The sequence below is a fragment of the Christensenella sp. genome (genome assembly GCF_034927525.1).
Lineage (GTDB): Bacteria > Bacillota > Clostridia > Christensenellales > Christensenellaceae > Christensenella.
On record NZ_JAYFPU010000119.1, the window covers coordinates 1 to 18,612 of the forward strand.

At 51.0% G+C, this 18,612-nt stretch carries 17 protein-coding genes and 1 pseudogene; 5 read left to right on the plus strand and 13 right to left on the minus strand.

Going from position 1 to position 18,612, the window contains the following annotated elements; all coding sequences use genetic code 11:
• The 4 genes and pseudogenes from VB081_RS04805 to pduL form a co-directional block, all read right to left on the minus strand.
• Positions 1-307 (minus strand): annotated as a pseudogene (locus VB081_RS04805) (aldehyde dehydrogenase EutE); the annotation flags it as partial.
• Positions 308-325: 18 nt separating this feature from the next.
• Positions 326-625: a EutN/CcmL family microcompartment protein gene (locus tag VB081_RS04810; protein ID WP_323399711.1), complete on the minus strand. Its 300-nt coding sequence runs from the start codon at positions 623-625 to the stop codon at positions 326-328.
• A gap of 12 nt (positions 626-637) precedes the next feature.
• On the minus strand, positions 638-1,318 hold the full coding sequence (locus VB081_RS04815; protein WP_323399712.1) for a hypothetical protein: 681 nt from the start codon (positions 1,316-1,318) through the stop codon (positions 638-640).
• Positions 1,319-1,320: 2 nt separating this feature from the next.
• Positions 1,321-1,962 carry a phosphate propanoyltransferase gene (pduL, locus tag VB081_RS04820; protein WP_323399713.1) on the minus strand — a complete coding sequence of 214 codons (642 nt, stop codon included), beginning with the start codon at positions 1,960-1,962 and terminating at the stop codon, positions 1,321-1,323.
• A gap of 429 nt (positions 1,963-2,391) precedes the next feature.
• Between pduL and VB081_RS04825 the strand changes: the two genes are divergently transcribed.
• Together VB081_RS04825 and VB081_RS04830 are read left to right on the plus strand one after the other, a co-directional pair.
• The gene (locus tag VB081_RS04825) at positions 2,392-3,285 is read left to right on the plus strand and encodes an amino acid kinase family protein (protein WP_323399714.1); all 894 of its coding nucleotides are present in this window, start codon (positions 2,392-2,394) and stop codon (positions 3,283-3,285) included.
• Positions 3,286-3,304: 19 nt separating this feature from the next.
• A complete protein-coding gene (locus VB081_RS04830) occupies positions 3,305-4,027 on the plus strand; it encodes a nitroreductase family protein (protein ID WP_323399715.1) in 723 nt (240 codons plus the stop codon).
• A 75-nt stretch (positions 4,028-4,102) separates the two neighbouring features.
• On the opposite strand, the gene VB081_RS04835 is transcribed toward VB081_RS04830, so the two are convergent.
• The 6 genes from VB081_RS04835 to VB081_RS04860 form a co-directional block, all read right to left on the minus strand.
• Positions 4,103-5,071 carry an ABC transporter permease gene (locus VB081_RS04835; RefSeq protein WP_323399716.1) on the minus strand — a complete coding sequence of 323 codons (969 nt, stop codon included), beginning with the start codon at positions 5,069-5,071 and terminating at the stop codon, positions 4,103-4,105.
• Positions 5,055-6,548 carry a sugar ABC transporter ATP-binding protein gene (locus tag VB081_RS04840; protein WP_323399717.1) on the minus strand — a complete coding sequence of 498 codons (1,494 nt, stop codon included), beginning with the start codon at positions 6,546-6,548 and terminating at the stop codon, positions 5,055-5,057. Before VB081_RS04840 ends, VB081_RS04835 begins: the two co-directional genes overlap by 17 nt.
• Before the next feature lie 61 nt (positions 6,549-6,609).
• Positions 6,610-7,785: a Gfo/Idh/MocA family protein gene (locus tag VB081_RS04845; protein WP_323399718.1), complete on the minus strand. Its 1,176-nt coding sequence runs from the start codon at positions 7,783-7,785 to the stop codon at positions 6,610-6,612.
• A gap of 72 nt (positions 7,786-7,857) precedes the next feature.
• Positions 7,858-9,066, minus strand: a complete 1,209-nt coding sequence (locus tag VB081_RS04850) for a substrate-binding domain-containing protein (protein WP_323399719.1) — start codon at positions 9,064-9,066, stop codon at positions 7,858-7,860.
• A 39-nt stretch (positions 9,067-9,105) separates the two neighbouring features.
• Positions 9,106-9,918, minus strand: coding sequence for a sugar phosphate isomerase/epimerase family protein (locus tag VB081_RS04855; RefSeq protein ID WP_323399720.1), 813 nt, complete (start codon positions 9,916-9,918; stop codon positions 9,106-9,108).
• 263 nt (positions 9,919-10,181) lie between these two features.
• Positions 10,182-12,167, minus strand: a complete 1,986-nt coding sequence (locus tag VB081_RS04860) for a LacI family DNA-binding transcriptional regulator (RefSeq protein WP_323399721.1) — start codon at positions 12,165-12,167, stop codon at positions 10,182-10,184.
• 218 nt (positions 12,168-12,385) lie between these two features.
• Between VB081_RS04860 and VB081_RS04865 the strand changes: the two genes are divergently transcribed.
• Complete coding sequence (locus VB081_RS04865) at positions 12,386-13,174, plus strand: hypothetical protein (RefSeq protein ID WP_323399722.1); 789 nt, start codon at positions 12,386-12,388, stop codon at positions 13,172-13,174.
• Between the two features lie 11 nt (positions 13,175-13,185).
• On the opposite strand, the gene VB081_RS04870 is transcribed toward VB081_RS04865, so the two are convergent.
• The 3 genes from VB081_RS04870 to VB081_RS04880 all read right to left on the minus strand — a co-directional run bounded on the left by VB081_RS04870 (position 13,186) and on the right by VB081_RS04880 (position 16,112).
• Positions 13,186-13,527, minus strand: a complete 342-nt coding sequence (locus VB081_RS04870) for a P-II family nitrogen regulator (protein ID WP_323399723.1) — start codon at positions 13,525-13,527, stop codon at positions 13,186-13,188.
• Positions 13,528-13,554: 27 nt separating this feature from the next.
• Positions 13,555-14,793 carry an ammonium transporter gene (locus VB081_RS04875; RefSeq protein ID WP_323399724.1) on the minus strand — a complete coding sequence of 413 codons (1,239 nt, stop codon included), beginning with the start codon at positions 14,791-14,793 and terminating at the stop codon, positions 13,555-13,557.
• A 197-nt stretch (positions 14,794-14,990) separates the two neighbouring features.
• A complete protein-coding gene (locus tag VB081_RS04880; RefSeq protein WP_323399725.1) occupies positions 14,991-16,112 on the minus strand; it encodes a DEAD/DEAH box helicase in 1,122 nt (373 codons plus the stop codon).
• A gap of 219 nt (positions 16,113-16,331) precedes the next feature.
• Between VB081_RS04880 and VB081_RS04885 the strand changes: the two genes are divergently transcribed.
• A complete protein-coding gene (locus VB081_RS04885; protein WP_323399726.1) occupies positions 16,332-17,768 on the plus strand; it encodes a basic amino acid/polyamine antiporter in 1,437 nt (478 codons plus the stop codon).
• 45 nt (positions 17,769-17,813) lie between these two features.
• Positions 17,814-18,612, plus strand: a 799-nt coding sequence (locus VB081_RS04890) for an arginine deiminase family protein (RefSeq protein ID WP_323399727.1), incomplete at its 3' end; no start/stop codon positions are given.

Below are 18,612 nucleotides of genomic sequence, written 5' to 3' on the forward strand. Positions count from 1 at the left end.
CCGGCGTTTTCATTGCCGCCAGCTCGTTTTTCAATATCTTATGTGCCACGCTGCCGTAGCCCGTTTCCTCGTGCGCCAGCTCCGCAAGCTTCACCTTGTGTGTAAGCGCTGCTTCTCTCATCGCCGCGACCAGCTGTCCGCGCGCCTCCAGCGTCATTTTCATCAGCCGCCTTTGCGCCGCCTTTGCGTTTGCCACCGCTTCGTTTGCGTCATTGCATAGCCATGCCCCGCTTCCAAAGCTTCCCGTGCCTACCCCGCGCACTGTCTCTTCCACGATCATCCTGATCTGTTCTTCGCTCAAACTCATCTTCTTCAGCCTCTCCCGTTAATCTCTGAACTTCTCAAATTTCCGCTGTCCGTCTACTTCGATCGTATCGATGATCGCCACGATCGACTGATCCACCGGCCTGCCGTCCGTCACCACCGTCTGCCGCGACGAGCTGCCGCCCACACACATCACGACCTCGCCTTCCCCCGCGCCCACCGCGTCGATCGCCACCATCAGGCTGCCCTTTTCCTCAAACGTTTCCATGTCGATCGGCTTCACGATCAGCAGCTTTAGTCCCACCAGCTTTTCCGACTTATTCGTGCTAACCACCGTACCCTTTACCCGCGCTATCTGCATTTCCTTCTCCTGTCAATTGATCGCGACATCCAGTTCCCTTGCCTTATCCTTTGCCGACGGCGTTACGATCGCGCCTGCCTCGCACACGATCTCCCTGCCCGCCGTATATGCCTCCACCACCTCGCGCTCTGTCACAAGGCTCAGTCCCTCACGCCCTTTTTCCCCGCTCACACGGTATCCAAGCGTGTGCATTCCCATCTCCCGCAGCACGCCCAGTACGTCGCACAGCTTTTCGTAAAATGTATTTCGTTTGAAGCGCGGCGCTTCGAAATCCAGCAGCACGCTCACATCCCTGCCCCACAGCAGCGATCGCGTCACCACATGCTCTACAAACCCTTCGTCGTTGCCCGCAGCGATCCGCTCCAAAAGTATGATCTTCGGCGTCACCAGCACGATGTTCGCGCTGCCCGCCGCACGGCTCAGCACCTCGTCTGCCCCAATGTCTTCATACCGTGCGCTGTGCATCCCAGGTGCCGTGTACGCTTCTCCGAACGTCACCCCGCTTATCTCTTTTCCATATCTCTTAACAAGCGCTGCCTGCGCGCTTTTTGGCGATGCCACGTGCGTCGTCATAAGTGCCAGCGTCCCCTGCACGTCTTCGTCACGCGGCTGTGCCTCGTGCATCCGCCGCAGTACTTCCTCCGCGATCCGCCGCACCAGCTGCTCCATTGCAGCGCCCTCTTCTTTTCCCATACCTATATGATCTCCAGCATATCGCCGTTCCTCATGCCTGCCGCGTTTGCCTCGTCCATATCCACGTGTGCTTCCATCTCGTGCCCCGCGCCGCTGCGCACCAGCACTTCCTCAAACACCACCGCACGCGCGCCGCCGCTCCTTAAGCGCACCACGTCTTGATCCTTTAGCCCGTACGCCGACGCTTGTTCCGCCGACAGGTGCAAATGCCGTGCCGACACCATCACACCCTCCGTAAGCTCCAACCGCCGTTCTCCAGCGAGGAGCACCCCGCCCGGCGTACCCGCAATGTCGCCTGACATCCGTACCTCTGCGCCTATCCCCAGCTTGTATGTATCCGTTACCGATACCTCTACCTGTGTCTGCGGCCGCTCCGGCCCCAGTACACGTATCCGTTCGATCCGTCCCTTTGGCCCTACAAGCGTCACTGTTTCCATACACGCGTACTGCCCCGGCTGCTTAAGGTCCTTCTGCCGCTTCAACTCGTACCCCGCCCCAAACAGCGCTTCCTTATCTGCTACACTCAGGTGCACATGCCGGTTCGATACCGCTCCCACCACATAGCGCCTGCCCGTCTCGTGCCATATTTGCTCAAACACCGCCTGCTGTACTGCTTGTTCAATTTTTTCCTGTGTTGTTTTCATGCTTTTATGCCACTCCGATAACAACTATATCCTTTGTTTTTTGAAAAAATGGTATACAAAACACACCTGCAGGCACGGCTGTAATAAAAACCGCCTGTACATCATCCTTTTTTTCTTTTCAGAATTTTGGTATGTACCAGATGTTCGTTCGATAAAGTTAATAGTATTTTGTCTTCCCCGCTGTCTGTAACCAAAATAATTCATATGACAATCAAAGTCAACCCGTTTTGCACCAAAATTCAAATTATGAAATTTATTTCGTTACAATTTTTGAACACTTCTTCGATCCTTGAAATTTATTTCATAGATTGAGAATTATTTAACAAATTTAGCTTTGTGATAGATGCCCTTTTCCGCTGCAGACTTGTGCTTCCCCATAAAATGATGTATATTTAAAGTGAATTGGAATCATGTAAAGAAGGGTATCATATGGCAGAACAAAAAGTAAAATTACACGGCAGCTTCTCCAACTTTCCGGTAAATTCGGACGACGAGGAGCTCATCACTTTCGACGTAGTCGTAAAGATCGGTTCGATGGCTCTGATCCGTAAAGAGGACAACGATATCGATTATAATATTTTCTCGCGGCTGGCTTCCGGCCTCAAGCCGGGCTATATCCTCGTTTCTTCGGGCGCGACCGAGATCGGGCGCATCGACTACATGAAGCGCAATGGCGGACGCGAGCTAAAAGGCAATCTCGCGGCGATCAAAACGGCCTATTCCGCACAGGGACAGCCGATCCTGATGGAGATGTACCGCCAGTTCATAAACCCGAAATATTCTGTGCGTCAGGTACTGGTGGAACATAGCCATTTCAATGACGAACGCAAGGTGAACCACATACGCAACCTTCTGTTTTCGGCGGCAAACCAAAACGCGATCCCGATCGTAAACTATAACGACGCGGTGTCCGATACGGAAAATATGCACCTCGAGCTTCTCGATCTGAAAAGCAAAACGGCGAATGTTGTGGAGTGTGTGGACAACGACGAGACAGCCGCCGTCATTGCTCAGCTTGTGAATGCCAAAATGCTTGTTTTACTGACGAGCGTAGACGGTATTTATGCAGATGCGAATGATCCGTCCACTCTCATCGAAGAGGTGACCGGTTCCACTTACGAAGAAGTGGAAGCAAAAATAGACGAGATGATGGAATACTGCAACGGCGCGTCCCGTCAGGGCGCAAACGGCGCGAAGGCCAAGCTGCAATATGCAAAGGAACCGCTAAAGCGCGGTACGACCGTTATCATCGCGCATGCGCGGCATAAACTGTCCGACATCCTAAAGGGCAACGTACGCCGCACGATTTTAAGCATCCAATAATACTCAGGAGGAAATAACCATGGATCACGAAGTGCTATACCAGGCTATTTTTCATAGAAAGTCCGTGCGCAAATATGACAGTACACCGCTCACGCAGGAGGTCTTAGACGCGCTCAAAGGCTTTATCGCAGAGCTAAAGCCGCTTATCCCGGGCATCAAGACCGAGGTCAAGCTGCTGCCGCAAAGCATTGTCAAAACAAACGCGCCGCAAAGCCTGTGCATCTACTCTGAAAAAAAAGACGGATGGCGCATGAACGCCGGATTTTTGATGGAGCAGATCGACCTGTACCTTTCCGCAAACAACATCGGCGCATGCTGGCGCGGCGGCAGTAAGCCTGCAAAGGGAAGCGTACAAATGCCGCAGGATATGGTATTTGTGATCACCCTGTGCATCGGCACGCCCGCACAGGAAATGCACCGTGCAAACGTTGCGGAATTCAAGCGGGAATCTCTGAATACCATTTCGCCCGTTTCCGATTTGTATCACGTACTGGAAGCCGTCCGGCTCGCGCCCTCGGCGCTCAACAAGCAGCCGTGGTATTTTTCCGGCAGTGCCGACCGTATCATCGTCAGCCGCAAAAAGTCCCTGCTCATCGATAAGATGAATCAGGTCGATATCGGTATTGCACTTTGCTGCCTGTGGCTGTCTCTCCTGCATCAGGGCAAAGAGGCGGCCTTCGATTTCACGCCGTCGCCCGTTCCGGACAAGCACATTTTCATGGCGAACGTCAACGTGCTTTAACCATTCATTCAAACAGCAAACGGCGGGAAATATCCCGCCGTTTTTTGTTGTGCAATTTATTATGAAGGAGTAAGATCAGTCTTTTTTCTTTCTTGAAATATTGGAAAGCGCAACCGCAAGAATGATAATAACGCCGCGGATGATCGTTTGCTGGCTGACGCTCAGCCCCGCAAGGATCAATCCGTTGTTGATCATGCCCATCAGCATCGATCCAACGAACGCGCCGATGACCGATCCAGTACCGCCTGCCATGCTTGTACCGCCTAAAATAACGGCAGCAATGACGGACATCTCGTCTCCGTCGCCAAACGTATAACGCCCCGCCTGCATCCTTCCGGAATACAAAATGCCCGCAAAGGCGGCGAAAGCGCCGCTCATCACAAAAGTAAGCAGCTTGATCTTGTTGACCTTGATTCCTGTGAACCTTGCCGCTACCTCGTTGCCGCCTGTCGCCAGCACCTTCTTGCCAAACGAAGTCTTATTGAGGAGCAACGCCCCAAACACAACAAAAACGATCGTCCACAAAAGCAATACCGGAAATCCGCCGATCTCCCCCATGCCGAACGCAAAGCAAAACTCTTGGTTCGTGATGGGTACCGCCGCCGTATCCGTGATCCACATCGCGCTGCCGCGTACGATGTTCATCATACCAAGCGTCACAAGAAATGCAGGTATCCTGAATTTCGTCACCAGCCAGCCGCTTGCCGCGCCAATGCCGATGCCGAGCGCGATTGGTACTATAAGAGCTAAAAAAACATTGTTTGTCGATTGCAGCATAAGCGCGCACGTCAGTGATGAAAGCGCGGTGATCGCGCCCACGGAAAGATCGATCTGCGCCGCAGCGATCACAAAGGTCATGGCGACCGCCATAATCGAAATCATTGCTGTTTGGCGCGTTATGTTCAAAATATTGTTGACGGACACAAATCCTTTGTCATTGAGCCAGATCGAAAAAAAGATAAACATGGCGGCAAATGCAAAATATACGATGTATTTGCTCCAGTCTATTTTATGCTTAGTCATTGCTTTATCCTTGGATTGCATGTTGGATTACCTCCTCCTCTTTGATATCCTCCCTATTGAGCTCCCCGACAACCTTGCCGTCAAACAGCACAATGATCCTATCGCACATTGCCATCAATTCCGCAATTTCAGAAGATACCACAATAACGCTGTTTCCTTTGTCCGCATAATCAACGACGATCTTGATGATCTCTCCCTTCGCGCCAATATCGATGCCCGCCGTCGGTTCATCCAGCAGCAAAACCTTCGGGTTTATATTGAGCCATTTTGCGATAACGATCTTCTGCTGGTTCCCGCCCGACAAAAGGCTTGCGATTTTATTGATGCCGTCCGTTTTGATATCCAGTTCTTCAATGTTTTGCGACGTATAAGCGTTGACTTTGGATGTATCAATAAACGGGCCTTTTTTTGTCTGTTTGAAAATAGGTAGCTGGATATTGTCTTTGATGCTGTGCTCAAGGATCAGTCCCTGCCGCCGCCTGTCCTCCGGCACAAGCGCAAACCCTGCGTCTATCGCGTCCTGCACGCATTTGATCTTGACCTTTTTACCGTCCACGGTTATGCTGCCGTTCTGTATCTTTCGGATGCCGAAAAGCGCTTCCAGTATCTCTGTCCTGCCACTTCCCATCAATCCCGCAAGTCCGACGACCTCGCCTGCCTTCACTTCAAAAGACGCATGGTCAACAAGGTTGTCCACGCTTAAGTCTTCCACCTTAAGCATACATTCCCTCTCGCCCATATTGGCGCGCTCATGATATTCGAAGGCATGCCCGCGCTTTTCGCCCAGCATATAACCGATGATGGATTCCACATTCAAGTCCCCGGCCTCGCGCGTCGTCACATACTTCCCGTCGCGCAATACGGTCACTTCGTCCGCGATCTCCAATATCTCGTTCATCCTGTGCGAAATATAGACGATAGACACGCCTTTTTCTTTAAGGATATGCACAATATTGAACAACAGCTTGACCTCGCTGTCTGAAAGCGAGGCGGTGGGCTCGTCCATAATAAGTATTTTCGCTTCCTTAGAGAGCGCCTTGGCGATCTCTACCAGCTGGCAAAATCCGACACTCAGATCAGACACCCTTGCCTTGGGCGAAATATCGATGCCAAACTGGTCAAGAAGCGCTTTCGCGTCCTGCTGCATGCGTTTGTCATCCAAAAAAAGCCCCTTCTTCTCTTCTTCGTTCAAATAAATGTTTTCCGTTACAGTCAGGCTGGGAATAACACTCAACTCCTGAAAAATCATGCGGATGCCCACCTTGTTCGCATCGGCATAGTTCAAAAGGTGGACTTCCCGATCGTCCACCGTCACCGTTCCGGCATCCTTCGTATAGATCCCCGTCAGGATTTTCATCAGCGTGGATTTTCCGGCTCCGTTGCCGCCGACCAAAGCGTGAACATGGCCTCTTTTGAGGTCAAATTGCACGTCATCCAAAACCTTTACGCCATTGAACGATTTATCCACATGTTTCATTTGCAATATATATTCGTTCATTTTTCACCCCGCAAAAGCAAACCCGTCCCCTCCGGCTCATGCGGAGGGGACGGTACCATTTTTATTCTTCTATGTCTCCCACTTTTTCCCACTGTTCCGTTTGTGCGGAGCGGAGTACCGCGTCAGAGATCAGCTCGATTTTGTACCCATCTTCAAAGCTCGGGTCTGCCTGTTTGTTCTCCGCGATCGCCTTGATGAAATCATACATCTCTACGATCTTTGTTTCCGTATATCCAATACCGAGCGCAGGAATGGGCCACAATCCTTCGCCGTACGGGTGTGCAGGGCCTGTATATACCGTACGGAAGCCGCGGCGGTCGCCGGGGTCGTCCGCAAAACAAACCTGCAGCTCATCCCGTCTTTCATAGTTGAACGCGACCGAGCCTTTTGTGCCGTGTATCTCAAAGGTAATGTAGTTGTTCCTGCCCCACGCGTTGCGTGTCGCTTCGATTGTTCCGAAAACACCGTTTTCCGCTTTGATCATAAAGAAGCACTGATCGTCCACGTCCACTTTTTCCTTCGGCACATTGCTGCCACCCTTCACATTCCCAAGGCTGTCGACAGCGCCCGTCTGCACTGGACGCTCACCAATGTACGTTGCCGTACGTGCATTGACTTCCTCAAAGTCTCCCACCAAAAAGCGCAACATATCGACCACATGCGTTGCAATATCCCCCAGCGCGCCGCTGCCGCATACTTTTTTCTGGAATCTCCACGAAAGCGGCGAATCTGGGTCGGCCGACCAATCCTGCAGATATGTCGCACGGAAATCAAGGATATCCCCCAGCGCGCCTTCCTCAATATATTTTTTTGCAAGCTGTACCGCCGGCGTTCTCCTGTAATTGAAGGCCAGCATATTGACCACGCCCGCTTTTTTCACCGCGTGGTACATTGCTTTTGCTTCTTCTACCGTTCTGGAGATCGGCTTTTCGCATAGAATATGCTTTCCCGCCTCCGCCGCCGCGATCGCGATCTCTGCGTGCACATCGTTGGGCGTACAGATATCAACGATATCAATCTCCGGATCGTCGATAATATCTTTCCAGTTTGCCGTTCCCTTTTCAAATCCGAAGGAAGCCGCCGCGTCGTCCGCGCGCTCCTGTGTCAAATCCGCGATCGTTTTCTTTACCGTCATGCCGGGCGCAGGCCAAAAGAACATGGGCATGCCCGCATAAGCGATGGAATGCGCCTTTGCCATAAATCCGGCGCCAATCAAACCAACCTTATATGTTTTCATCTTATCGTATCTCCTTTGCTCCCACTAAAACTGATATTTTATTGATGGGGACCTGTTGTTGTTGTTTCCTGATTATTTGCCGCTATTGAGCGCATCCTGGATTTCCTGCGGTGCATCCGTGTGGTATACCGTCTTATATGCGTCCAGAATATTGTCATGCGTAACCTTGAGCGCCGGAACCGCAACATACGGCGGAGCCTCTTTTTCAAGAAGCGCATATCCAACGAGGATCGCTTCCGCAACGCCCTGATCATAAGGCAGCTGCGCACCCAGACCCGCGACAATATCGTTGCCCGCAATCATTTTTGCAACGTTGTTTCCAAGGTCGATCGTCGTGACGACAAGATCGTTTCTTCCCGCTGCCCGAGCGGCAGATACAACGCCTTCCGCCGGGATATCCCAGCACGCATAGATGCCATTTAGGTCAGGGTGCTTGGTAAGCAGCGCGTCCGCGATCTCCGCGCCTTTGTTCTCATCGTCAAATCCCGCTTTTTCGACAATCTCAATGTCCGGATATTTTTCTGTGATCGTCTTTTCAAACGCCTCGTCCCTTTGGTTTGTCACAAAAAAATTCGCGTCATGGTAAACCATTGCAATCTTGCCTTTGCCGCCCAGCGCTTCGCCCATGATCTCTGCAGATTTTACGCCGTTGCCATAGTTATCTGCCGAAACGACGGATGTATAGTCCACGCCCGCTTCCATTCCGTCCGGGCAGTTGTCCATAAATACAAGCTCCACGCCTTCTGCCGCCGCTTTTTTGAATGCGGACGCTGAAGATACTACGTCGACCGGGATCGCCACGATCGCATCCGGTTTTAAGGACAGCGCATTTTCAATGTCCGAAATCTGTTGTTCCGGCTTAAAGTTCGCGTCCGTTACAGACAGCACTTCAATTCCCATTTTTTCAAACTGGTCTCTAAGACCCGCCTGTTGTGCCGTAGACCAGTCGTTGCCTGCATAATGGAAGGAAATCGCCACCTTATAGTTGCCTTCCTTGATTTTTGCAAGCTCCTCGTCCGTCAGCGTAAGACCCGTTGCCGGAGCCGCTGTTTCGCCATGTGGCCCCTTACTCATCACTTCACCGTCCGCCGCAGCACTCTGCGATTCTGCCGGCGCAGATGCGCTCTCCGATGCAGCCGCACTCTCAGATGCCGCTGGAGACGCACTCTCAGATGCCGCCGCGGACGTGCTCTCCGACGCTGCAGGCGCAGCTGCTGTGCAGCCTGCAAGCACCGCGACCGACATCAAAACACAAAGAACAATTGCCAATACTTTTTTCATTTTCTTTTCCTCCTAAGATATTTTTATATTGAATCGTTATTACAAAAGGTTCTTCAAATATTCCGCGGTGATCTTCGCGCCTTCGCTCGCGTCGCCGCTCCAGCCGTCACACTCAACAGCCCACAAAACTTCACCGCCGCGCGATTTCAAGGTTTCAATGATCGGTACAAAGTCGATCGTTCCCTCGCCAAGCGGGCAGAACATTCCGTCCTTGGTCACATCCTTCAAATGGAAATATAATATCCTGTCGGCATACTTTTTGGTGACAGTCAGCGGATCGCCGCCCCCAAGCTTTACATGTCCGCAATCGGGACAAAGCTTGATGCGTGTTTTTGCCATCACCTTGTCAAGCTGCTCGGGAGATTCGACCAACGAACCCATATGCGGATGGAAGCTCGCCGTCATGTTAAGGCTGTCCGCGACTTCGCACGCCCGGTCAAGGCCTTCCGCCAGCTTCGCATAATCGCTTTCCTTAATGCCGTCGTAGCGTGTCGCGCCGCCACCCAGTGCGATTTGCGTTGCGCCGAAGCGGCTCGCAAATTGCGCAGCTTTTTTCAGGCGGTACATTTCCTCGGGCAATATCTCGTCGTAAATGAAATTACACGCCGCATATACCGCGCGAAGCTCCACGCCATATTTGCCGAGCAATTCCCTTAGCGCGTCCTCGCGCCCCTCATACGCAAGCAGGTTTCCGTCAAACATCTCGATGGAATCATATCCCGCCGCCGCGATGCCTGCGATCGCTTCCTCATCGCTGCCCGGACACATATAATATGCCCCGTTCACGTTGTTGGCTGCCGCACAATGCGCCATCACCGGCGACCATGCATTTGTTGAATAAGTTACTTTCATTCTGGCCCTCCTCGTTTTTTCTGTTATAAATGTGTACACAAATTTTTTGAGTAATATTTTATTAAGTAAAATCGTGGAACAATCCAAGAATCAAGAGAGTATCATACTGGTTTTGGGATACCGGTTTTTGTGCGAATGCACGCCGTTCCCTTAATTTACGCAAACTTTAACATCTATCCCAAATAGGGTCAAGCAAAAACGGCTCAAATCAAATTATTGATTATTTTGGTGTTTTTTTGGTGTTATTTTACGTAAATTTTGTGTTACTTTTTCAAAAAATCCGGAGCAGGCATGCGCAGGATATCCCTCCATGCCCGTACCAGTTCTTTGGGCAGTACAACAATCGGCTGAACGCCGATAAATTTGTATTGTTTTTTTCCGAGCAGCGCGTGTATTACCGCAAGCGCCGCCGCCTCTCCCTGCTCGTAAGGCCGCTGCGCCGATACGCCGCGCACGATCTCGCCTTTTTGCATATATTCGGCGATCTGCTTATCGAGGTCTACCGTCACAACAGAAACATCCGCCCTGCCGATGTCCTTTAAGGCGCGTATCGCTTCTAACGCCGGCCGTTCCCATGAAACATAAAGCCCCTGTATCTGCGGGTGCGCCTCCATCATGTCCTTACACGCGCTGTATGCGTTGGGTATTTTATAAAAACTGCGCTGGTCAACGATCTCGATGTCCGGATAATTTTCAACCAGTACCTGCTCCGCTGCCGTGTCGCGCTGCTTGGTCATATGGAAGGGCAGCCCGTGGTTTAACATACCGACCTTCACATTTCCCTTGCCTTTCAAATATTCTCCCAGTATCTTTCCGGCATTTTGCCCATTTTCCCGTTCATTGACGGAAACACAGCTATAATAATCGTCCGCGCGCAGCCCCTGCGGCACATTACCGATCAAAACAAGCTTTGTCGTTTTCGAAAGATCCTTAAATTTTCCCGCCGTAATATTTTCGTCGGCGGGCACGCCAATGATCGCGTCCGGCCGCTGCATACGAATGGCTTCTAACTGCGTGACCTGCAGCGCCGGATCAAAATTAGCGTCCATAACAGAGATCACCTGTACGCCATACTTTCCAAGCGTATCGCGTATCGCAAGCTCGTGCAGGCGCGTCCATTCCGTACCGGTATAATGAAACGAGATCGCGACCTTGTAGTTGCCCGCCTCGATGTGCGCTGCCTCTACCTCACTGAGCATAATTTCCTCTGTCGGAACGGCGATCTCGCCAAACGGCCCGCGGTTTATGACGCGCGTCGATTTGCGTACCGTAATATTGACCGGTATCCGTTTGACAGGCTCCTCTACCGCCCGTCCTTCCATCTTATCAAGCATCGCCCTTACGGCGCACCTCGCCATCTCTCGCGTGTCCTGCGTCAGCGTGGTAAGCGCCGGATTGGTAACACTGCTCCATTCGTCGTCGCCAAACCCCACGACAGAAATATCCTTGGGGCACTCCATGCCGATCTCGTCCAGGTCCTGCAACAATTTCAATGTAAGCGTGTTGCCACCGGCTAAAAGCGCCGAAGGAATATTTTCCCATTTCTGCCCCTGAAAAATATTGCTCCGCTCCTGCGCATACAGGTCAATATTCCTGACCATTGATTTGTCATAGGCAATGTCATATTCGCGCAGCGCCCGCTGGTACCCCGCAAGCCGCTCCCTGCTTGTCGAAAGCCCATGCGGCTCTAATAAAAGCCCGATCTTCTCGTGCCCGCTCCGGATCAGGTGCCTTGTCCCACGGTAAGTCCCTTCGGCATTTTCCGCAAGGATGCTGTCCGCTCCGATCCCTGCCACCGTGCGCTCAAGGCAAAGCAGTGGGGTCCCTGTTTTCAGCAGCTTCTCATAGATTTTTGCTTTCTCACTGCTTGGCGTCAAAAAAATTCCCGCCGTACATTTATCCGCCATCAGGCAGTTTAGAACATGCTTTTCCCACACGGGATCGTCTTTTGTGATATAGGCCGAAAGGACATACCCCTCCTCGCGCAAATATTCAGCCAGCGCCATATTCAGCCGTGCATAAACGACACTGTTGATATTGGGAACGACAAAAGCGACCTCAGATTTTCTGCCGATGCGAAAATTTTTGTTTTTCCCTTTGGTCTTTATTTTTTCCACATACCCCGTCTCATGGATCACGCGCTCCACGCGCCGCACCAAATCCGGGCTTACATAACGCGTTTTGTTTACAACATGTGATACGGTCGCGATAGATACGCCTGCCAGTTCCGCTATTTGTTTGATTGTCACCTATACCGTTCTCCCAAATTTGATTTGCGTAAATTGTAACAACCTCTTATACCGCAGTCAATGAAAACAACCTGTTTTTCCGTAAAAAACAGGTTTCTTGGATTATTTACGTAAATTTATTTTGTTACCTCTTACAATTCCCTTAAGAATGCCCTTTTGTTGTTGAAATTTTTTCCTCTTTCACGTATGATGTACCTATCATACACGGAGGAAAAAACATGAAAAAACTGATTTTGATTCTTTGCCTGCTTGTGGCTCCTATTATATTTTGTTCCTGCGCAATGCCGTTTTTTGCCCTGTCCGGCATGCAGCAGGCCATAGAACAATCGCGCTCTCATTCCAATTATTATGACTCGTCTTATGACAGTTATGACGATCCCTATTATGACAGCGACTACAGCTACGACGATTACGACAGCGGCTATGACGACGGGTATAGCGATGGCTACGATTATGGCTACAGTGACGGCTATGACGACGCGCTTTCGGAAGTTGACGGCGGATATGCCTATCGCGCAAGCGAGTCCGCAACAGAATATACGATAAACACAGTCCCGGCGACCTTCGCACTGCCGGACAGCTTCAGCGTTTCACCGGTCAAAGGCGATACGGCACATGGCTGGGAAGATGAAGCCTACGAGGCCTTCGATTCGGAAAGCGGCGCGTTATTCATCTTTGCATCGCAAAAAAACGCCGATACACAAGCGATACAGGATTTTACCACCGCAGGCGATCAGGCGCTGTGGGACTTCCTGCAAAAAGATATGGAAAACATGATGGCAACGCCGGGCGAAGATCTCGTGATGTCCGACTACGGGATCGCCAGGCTGGGCTACATCAACTATGTCCACATGCGCTTTACAAGGGACGACCTGCACATCGATCAATATTATACGGTGAAAAACGGGGTAATGATGCTTTTCGAAACACAAAGCTACGATAAAGAGCCCGAACCTGCGACACAGCAAATTTTGCGTGATATCGTGGAGTCCGCGACCTACAACTGACAGGTAGCCCTTCAAATCGCGTCGTCACCGCGTTCCCCCGTGCGGATGCGGACGACATCGCTTAGGTCGTAAATAAATATCTTTCCGTCGCCCGGCGCTTGTGTCCCGGCGGCCCTCACGATCGCGTCGATCGTTTTTTGTGCGCATTCATCCGTCGTTACTACGATTTCAAATTTGATCTTTGGCAGGAGGTTGATGTCGACCGTATTCCCGCGCACCACCTCCGTCCATCCTTTTTGTGCGCCGCAGCCCATCACCTCATAAACGGTGATCCCGTGTATATCGATGGCATTGAGCGCATCCTTCACATCCTCATATTTTTCCGGGCGAACGATTGCTTCTATTTTTTTCATATCCAAAACCACCTTTCCTCTTATCCGTCAATCCATACCGTTAAAGGACGGGTATGCCGATTCCCCATGCTCCGCCATATCCAGCCCGACCTTCTCATCCCGCTCCGTAACGCGCAGCTTCGTAAATATCCTCACGATCCCCACACAGACCAGCGTTCCCGCAACAGCGACGACTATCGTGACCAATATGCTCAGTACCTGCGCAGAGAACAGGCCTGTTTCCCCAAAGACCAGTCCGTTCCAGCGGGCGGCAGGGTTTATTTCCTTTACAGCAAATAGCCCCGTGGCAATACCGCCCCAAATGCCGCCGATCCCGTGGCAGCCAAACGCATCCAGCGCGTCGTCATATTTCAGCTTTCTTTTCACAAACGCGATCGCAAAATAACAGATCGGGCTGACCGCCGCGCCAATGATCATCGCCGCCCATACAGGGACAAATCCGGCGCCGGGCGTGATCGCGACCAATCCGGCCACCATGCCTGTTGCCGCCCCGACCGCAGTCGGCTTGCCCGTTCGCGCCACATCAAGCACCATCCACGAAAGCAACGCACATGCAGCAGAAACAAATGTCGTCATCAGCGCGTGCGCAGCAAGCTCGTTTGCCCCTAACGCGCTGCCCGCATTAAATCCAAACCATCCAAACCACAAAAGCGCCGCACCCAGAAGCACAAACGGTATATTATGAGGGCGCGAATCGATGGCAGGATACCCGCGGCGTTTCCCCAAAAACAGCACCAGCAGCAGTCCGCTGATCCCCGAGCTGATATGCACCACATTGCCCCCTGCAAAATCGACCGATCCGATCTCCCTCAAAAATCCACCGTCGCCCCATACCATGTGCGCCAACGGATAGTAAACGATAACAGACCACAGGATTACGAACAAGAACAGGGCTTTAAATTTCATACGCTCCGCGACCGCTCCTGTAATAAGCGCAGGCGTAATAATGGCAAACATCATCTGAAATGCCACAAACGCATACTGGGGAACCCCAGGGGCATAAGGGCTCTCTCCCTCCAGTCCGGCAAGACCCGCCGCATCCAGATTGCCGATCACCCCGCCGGTATCGCCGCTGAAGGAAAGGGAATAACCCACCGCGATCCACAAAGCCGTAGCGATGCCTGTAATGAATAAAGACGACATCATCGTGTTCAGTACGTTCTTTCTGCGCGCAAGCCCTCCATAAAAAAACGAAAGAGCGGGCGTCATCAAAAAGACCAGTGCCGTACAGATCAGCAAAAATCCGGTATCGCCTGCATGAAACATAAAAACCACCTCGCGTCCATCATAAATGAAATATTTAATATTACAAATTTCATTATACGATTATTTTTCAATAAATCAAGTGATTTTTAAACGATTATATGAAATTTAATATATTTCAATTTCATTTCCAGGGTTAAGGAGTGATTTTTCCCATTAAAAAAGACGGTATCCATACCGCCTTTTTTGATTTCCATTTTTTATGACACGGACTGAGAGTCTTCTTCCCTTTTTTCCTGTTTGAGCTTGATGTGCAGCTTGCGCTCCAGGTCCTTGATCTTGCCGTGCTCGCGAGGCGTGATAAGCGTATACGCCCTTCCGTCTTTGCCCGCGCGGCCCGTACGTCCGATCCGGTGCACATAATAGTCCGGCTTATCCGGCACGTCATAATTGATCACAAGGTCTATCTTGTCGATATCGATGCCGCGCGCCGCCACATCCGTCGCAATGAGCACCTTTGTTTTTCCCTTACGGAAGGTATTCATGATCGTATCGCGTTCCCTTTGCCGCATATCGCCATGCAGGCACGCAGAAGCGAGTCCGCGTCCATGCAGCTCCTTTTGCAGCTCTTTCACCTTGCGCTTGGTATTACAAAACACAAGCGACAATCTGGGTTCGCAAGTTTTGATCAATCCGCACACTGCGTTCGATTTACGCTTTGTCTGCATATAGGCCTGCTTTACTGTCTCAACAGGGCGGTTTTGTTCCCCCACCTCCACACGGACAGGGTTCGTCTGGAACTGCTTGGCGATCGCCGTCACTTCCTTGTTCATCGTTGCGGAAAAAAGCATTGTCTGCCGGTTTTCGGGAACAGACGACAGAATTTCTTTCATATCGTCACGGAATCCGAAGTCCAGCATTTCGTCCGCTTCATCCATCACGACTGTACGCACATTTTTCAGCTTCAGCGCATTCCTGTTGATCAGATCTTTTAACCGTCCCGGCGTTCCCACAACGATCTGTGCACCCGCACGCAGTGCTTTTAGCTGTATGCCGACAGACTGCCCGCCATATACGCTCACCGTACGTACGCCATGCATATGCGCCGAGAGCTCTGCCGCGACCTTTGCCGTCTGCATCGCAAGCTCGCGCGTCGGGCACAAGATCAGCGCCTGTACCTTCCTGTTTGGCGGAAAAATTTTCTCCAGGATCGGAATCATAAACGCCGCAGTCTTTCCCGTTCCTGTCTGCGCCAGACCGATCAGGTCTTTTTTCTCTAACAGCGGCGCCAGCGTCTGCTCCTGTATGGGTGTCGGCTTTCTATAGCCGATCTTATGCAGCGTCCTGTTCATTTCTTTTGATAATTGTTCTGAAAAACTCAAATAGCTACCTCTTTCTCTTTTGCAAAAAAAGAAGACTTTGCTATCTCAAAGCAAAGTCTTTTCTTCAATCTACTTTGTAATACTGCGTTAGTATACCACGTTACGCATCTTTTGTAAACAAAGTTGCCCGTGTTATGTTCACTTACCGCACAATTTTCGTGTTAACTTCGTTCTTATCTGGGTATATTACATAAAATTATATAATGGAAAGGAACGAATATGAGTGAAAAAGTAAAAAGTGGGAAGTTGGGTCTTCCGGCCTTAACGGCAATGGTGATAGGCTCAATGGTTGGCGCGGGCGTATTCATGCTTCCGGCCCGGTTCTCAAACGCAACCGGCGTTTACGGTTCACTGATCGCCTGGCTGATTGCAGGCGCCGGCATGCTTATGCTCGCCTTTGTATTTCAGGCGTTAGCAGTCAGAAAGCCAAAGCTAGATGCAGGCGTATTTTCTTATGCCCGTGCTGGATTTGGTGATTATGTAGGCTTTACGTCGGCAATTGGCTTTTGGGCAAGCGCCTGCGCGGGAAACGTTACCTATCTCGTACTGATCAAATCAACGCTGGGCTCGGTATTTCCGATTTTTGGAGACGGCGACACCCTGCCGGCAATCCTTGTATCCTCTGTTATCATATGGCTGTTCTTTCTGCTGATCATGCACGGCGTACAACAGGCAACCCTCATCAACACCATTGTTACCATCGCAAAAATCGTCCCAATCATCGTATTCATCCTTGTCGCAATATTTTATTTTGATGTCGAAACGTTTCAAAGCAATTTAAGCGGAAATTACAGCGGATATTCGCTCACATTGTTTGAACAGGTAAGCAAAACCATGCTGATTACCGTTTTTGTTTTCCTTGGGATCGAAGGCGCGAGCGTCTATTCCAGATACGCAAAAAACCGCAAGATCGTAGGAAGCGCGACGGTACTAGGCTTCCTTTCCGCCCTCTGCTTATTCATGCTCGTCGCGATCCTTCCTTTTGGCCTGCTGCCTCAGGAGACGATCGCGGCAATGCGCCAGCCCTCTATGGCGGGTGTTTTTGAAGCTGTTTTAGGCTCGGGCGGCGGCGTGTTCATCAGCGCCGGGCTGATCATTTCGGTGCTGGGCGCATACCTTGCGTGGACTTTGATGTCGGCGGAAGTTTTGTTTGCTGCCGCAAAGAGCGACGACACCCCGCCGTTTTTAAAAAAGGTCAACAAAAAAGAAGTTCCGCAGAACGCCTTGCTTATGTCGGCGCTGCTCACGCAGGTGATACTGATCATCACTTATTTTTCAGAAAACGCCTTAGACCTAGCATTGGAGCTTACCAGTGCGCTTTCTCTGCTGCCGCTTTTCCTAACCGCCGCATATGCGTTAAAGATCACATTGAAAAAAGACGGTTATTTGGATGTGTCTGGCGGCACGCGAAAAAAAGAGCTTGTCTTTGCCTTGATCGCCACCATATACACGCTATTCTTGATATGGGTCGCAGGTGTGCAATATCTTCCGTTGTGCTGTCTGGTTCTTGCACCCGCGACGATTTTGTTTTACAGGGCGCGGAAGACACAAAACAGAACCGTTTTTACCAAAGCAGAAAAAATTGTGTTTGCTGCGATTTGCTTAGGGCTCATCATTGCGATCATCGGTTTGGCAACAGGAATGATTGTCATATAATTTAAAGTAAAAGCTACGCTCATAGAAGTATGGAAAGGTGTTTTTATGGATACAAAACAAACAAAACAATTTGGAGTACATTCAGAGATCGGAAAGCTCCGGCGCGTTCTCGTTTGCAGCCCTGATCTGGCCATGAAGCGTTTGACCCCATCAAACTGCGATCTTCTTCTGTTTGATGAGATCCCGTGGGTAGAGCAAGCACAGCGGGATCACGCAGAATTTGTGCAGATCATGGAAGACAGGGGTATAGAAGTCCTTGAGCTCCATAAGCTGTTGGAAGAAACGATGGCTGTCCCCGGTGCGCGGGAATGGTTGTTAGATCACGTGGTCAATCCCAAAAATGTTGGAATAGGGATTGCAGAAGGCACGCGGGCTTATTTGGAATCTCTTTCCGATCAGGAATTAGCGGTTACGTTGCTTGGCGGGCTGGCTGCGTCCGAGCTGCCGAAGAATTTTCAATGCGAAGGGATCGGTTTGGTACGCGAAACGCCCGGAGAAAACGAATACCTGCTGCCTCCACTCCCAAATACGCTTTACACACGCGATACAACCTGCTGGGTCTATGACGGCGTGTTGCTAAATCCGCTTTATTGGGACGCGCGCAAAGGCGAAACCATGCTTATGAAAGCTGTTTATGCCTTTCACCCTGCCTTTCAAAACGTAGGCGTCAATACTTGGTGGGGCGACCCCGAAGAGAACTGGGGCAGAGCGACCATAGAGGGTGGCGACGTGATGCCCATCGGCAATAAAACAGTTGCGATCGGGTTGAGCGAAAGAACGTCGAGGCAGGGCATCATGCTGGTGGCAAAAGCGTTGTTCGAGCAAAACGCCGCGGAGCGGGTGC

Bases quoted from the DNA above. Each gene is read 5' to 3' on its own strand.
- pduL (WP_323399713.1), bottom strand. From the start codon at position 1,962: ATGAAAACAACACAGGAAAAAATTGAACAAGCAGTACAGCAGGCGGTG.
- VB081_RS04865 (WP_323399722.1), top strand. From the start codon at position 12,386: ATGAAAAAACTGATTTTGATTCTTTGCCTGCTTGTGGCTCCTATTATA.
- VB081_RS04840 (WP_323399717.1), bottom strand. From the start codon at position 6,548: ATGAACGAATATATATTGCAAATGAAACATGTGGATAAATCGTTCAAT.
- VB081_RS04835 (WP_323399716.1), bottom strand. From the start codon at position 5,071: ATGCAATCCAAGGATAAAGCAATGACTAAGCATAAAATAGACTGGAGC.
- VB081_RS04825 (WP_323399714.1), top strand. From the start codon at position 2,392: ATGGCAGAACAAAAAGTAAAATTACACGGCAGCTTCTCCAACTTTCCG.
- VB081_RS04875 (WP_323399724.1), bottom strand. From the start codon at position 14,793: ATGTTTCATGCAGGCGATACCGGATTTTTGCTGATCTGTACGGCACTG.
- VB081_RS04810 (WP_323399711.1), bottom strand. From the start codon at position 625: ATGCAGATAGCGCGGGTAAAGGGTACGGTGGTTAGCACGAATAAGTCG.
- VB081_RS04815 (WP_323399712.1), bottom strand. From the start codon at position 1,318: ATGGGAAAAGAAGAGGGCGCTGCAATGGAGCAGCTGGTGCGGCGGATC.
- VB081_RS04850 (WP_323399719.1), bottom strand. From the start codon at position 9,066: ATGAAAAAAGTATTGGCAATTGTTCTTTGTGTTTTGATGTCGGTCGCG.
- VB081_RS04870 (WP_323399723.1), bottom strand. From the start codon at position 13,527: ATGAAAAAAATAGAAGCAATCGTTCGCCCGGAAAAATATGAGGATGTG.
- VB081_RS04845 (WP_323399718.1), bottom strand. From the start codon at position 7,785: ATGAAAACATATAAGGTTGGTTTGATTGGCGCCGGATTTATGGCAAAG.
- VB081_RS04830 (WP_323399715.1), top strand. From the start codon at position 3,305: ATGGATCACGAAGTGCTATACCAGGCTATTTTTCATAGAAAGTCCGTG.
- VB081_RS04855 (WP_323399720.1), bottom strand. From the start codon at position 9,918: ATGAAAGTAACTTATTCAACAAATGCATGGTCGCCGGTGATGGCGCAT.
- VB081_RS04885 (WP_323399726.1), top strand. From the start codon at position 16,332: ATGAGTGAAAAAGTAAAAAGTGGGAAGTTGGGTCTTCCGGCCTTAACG.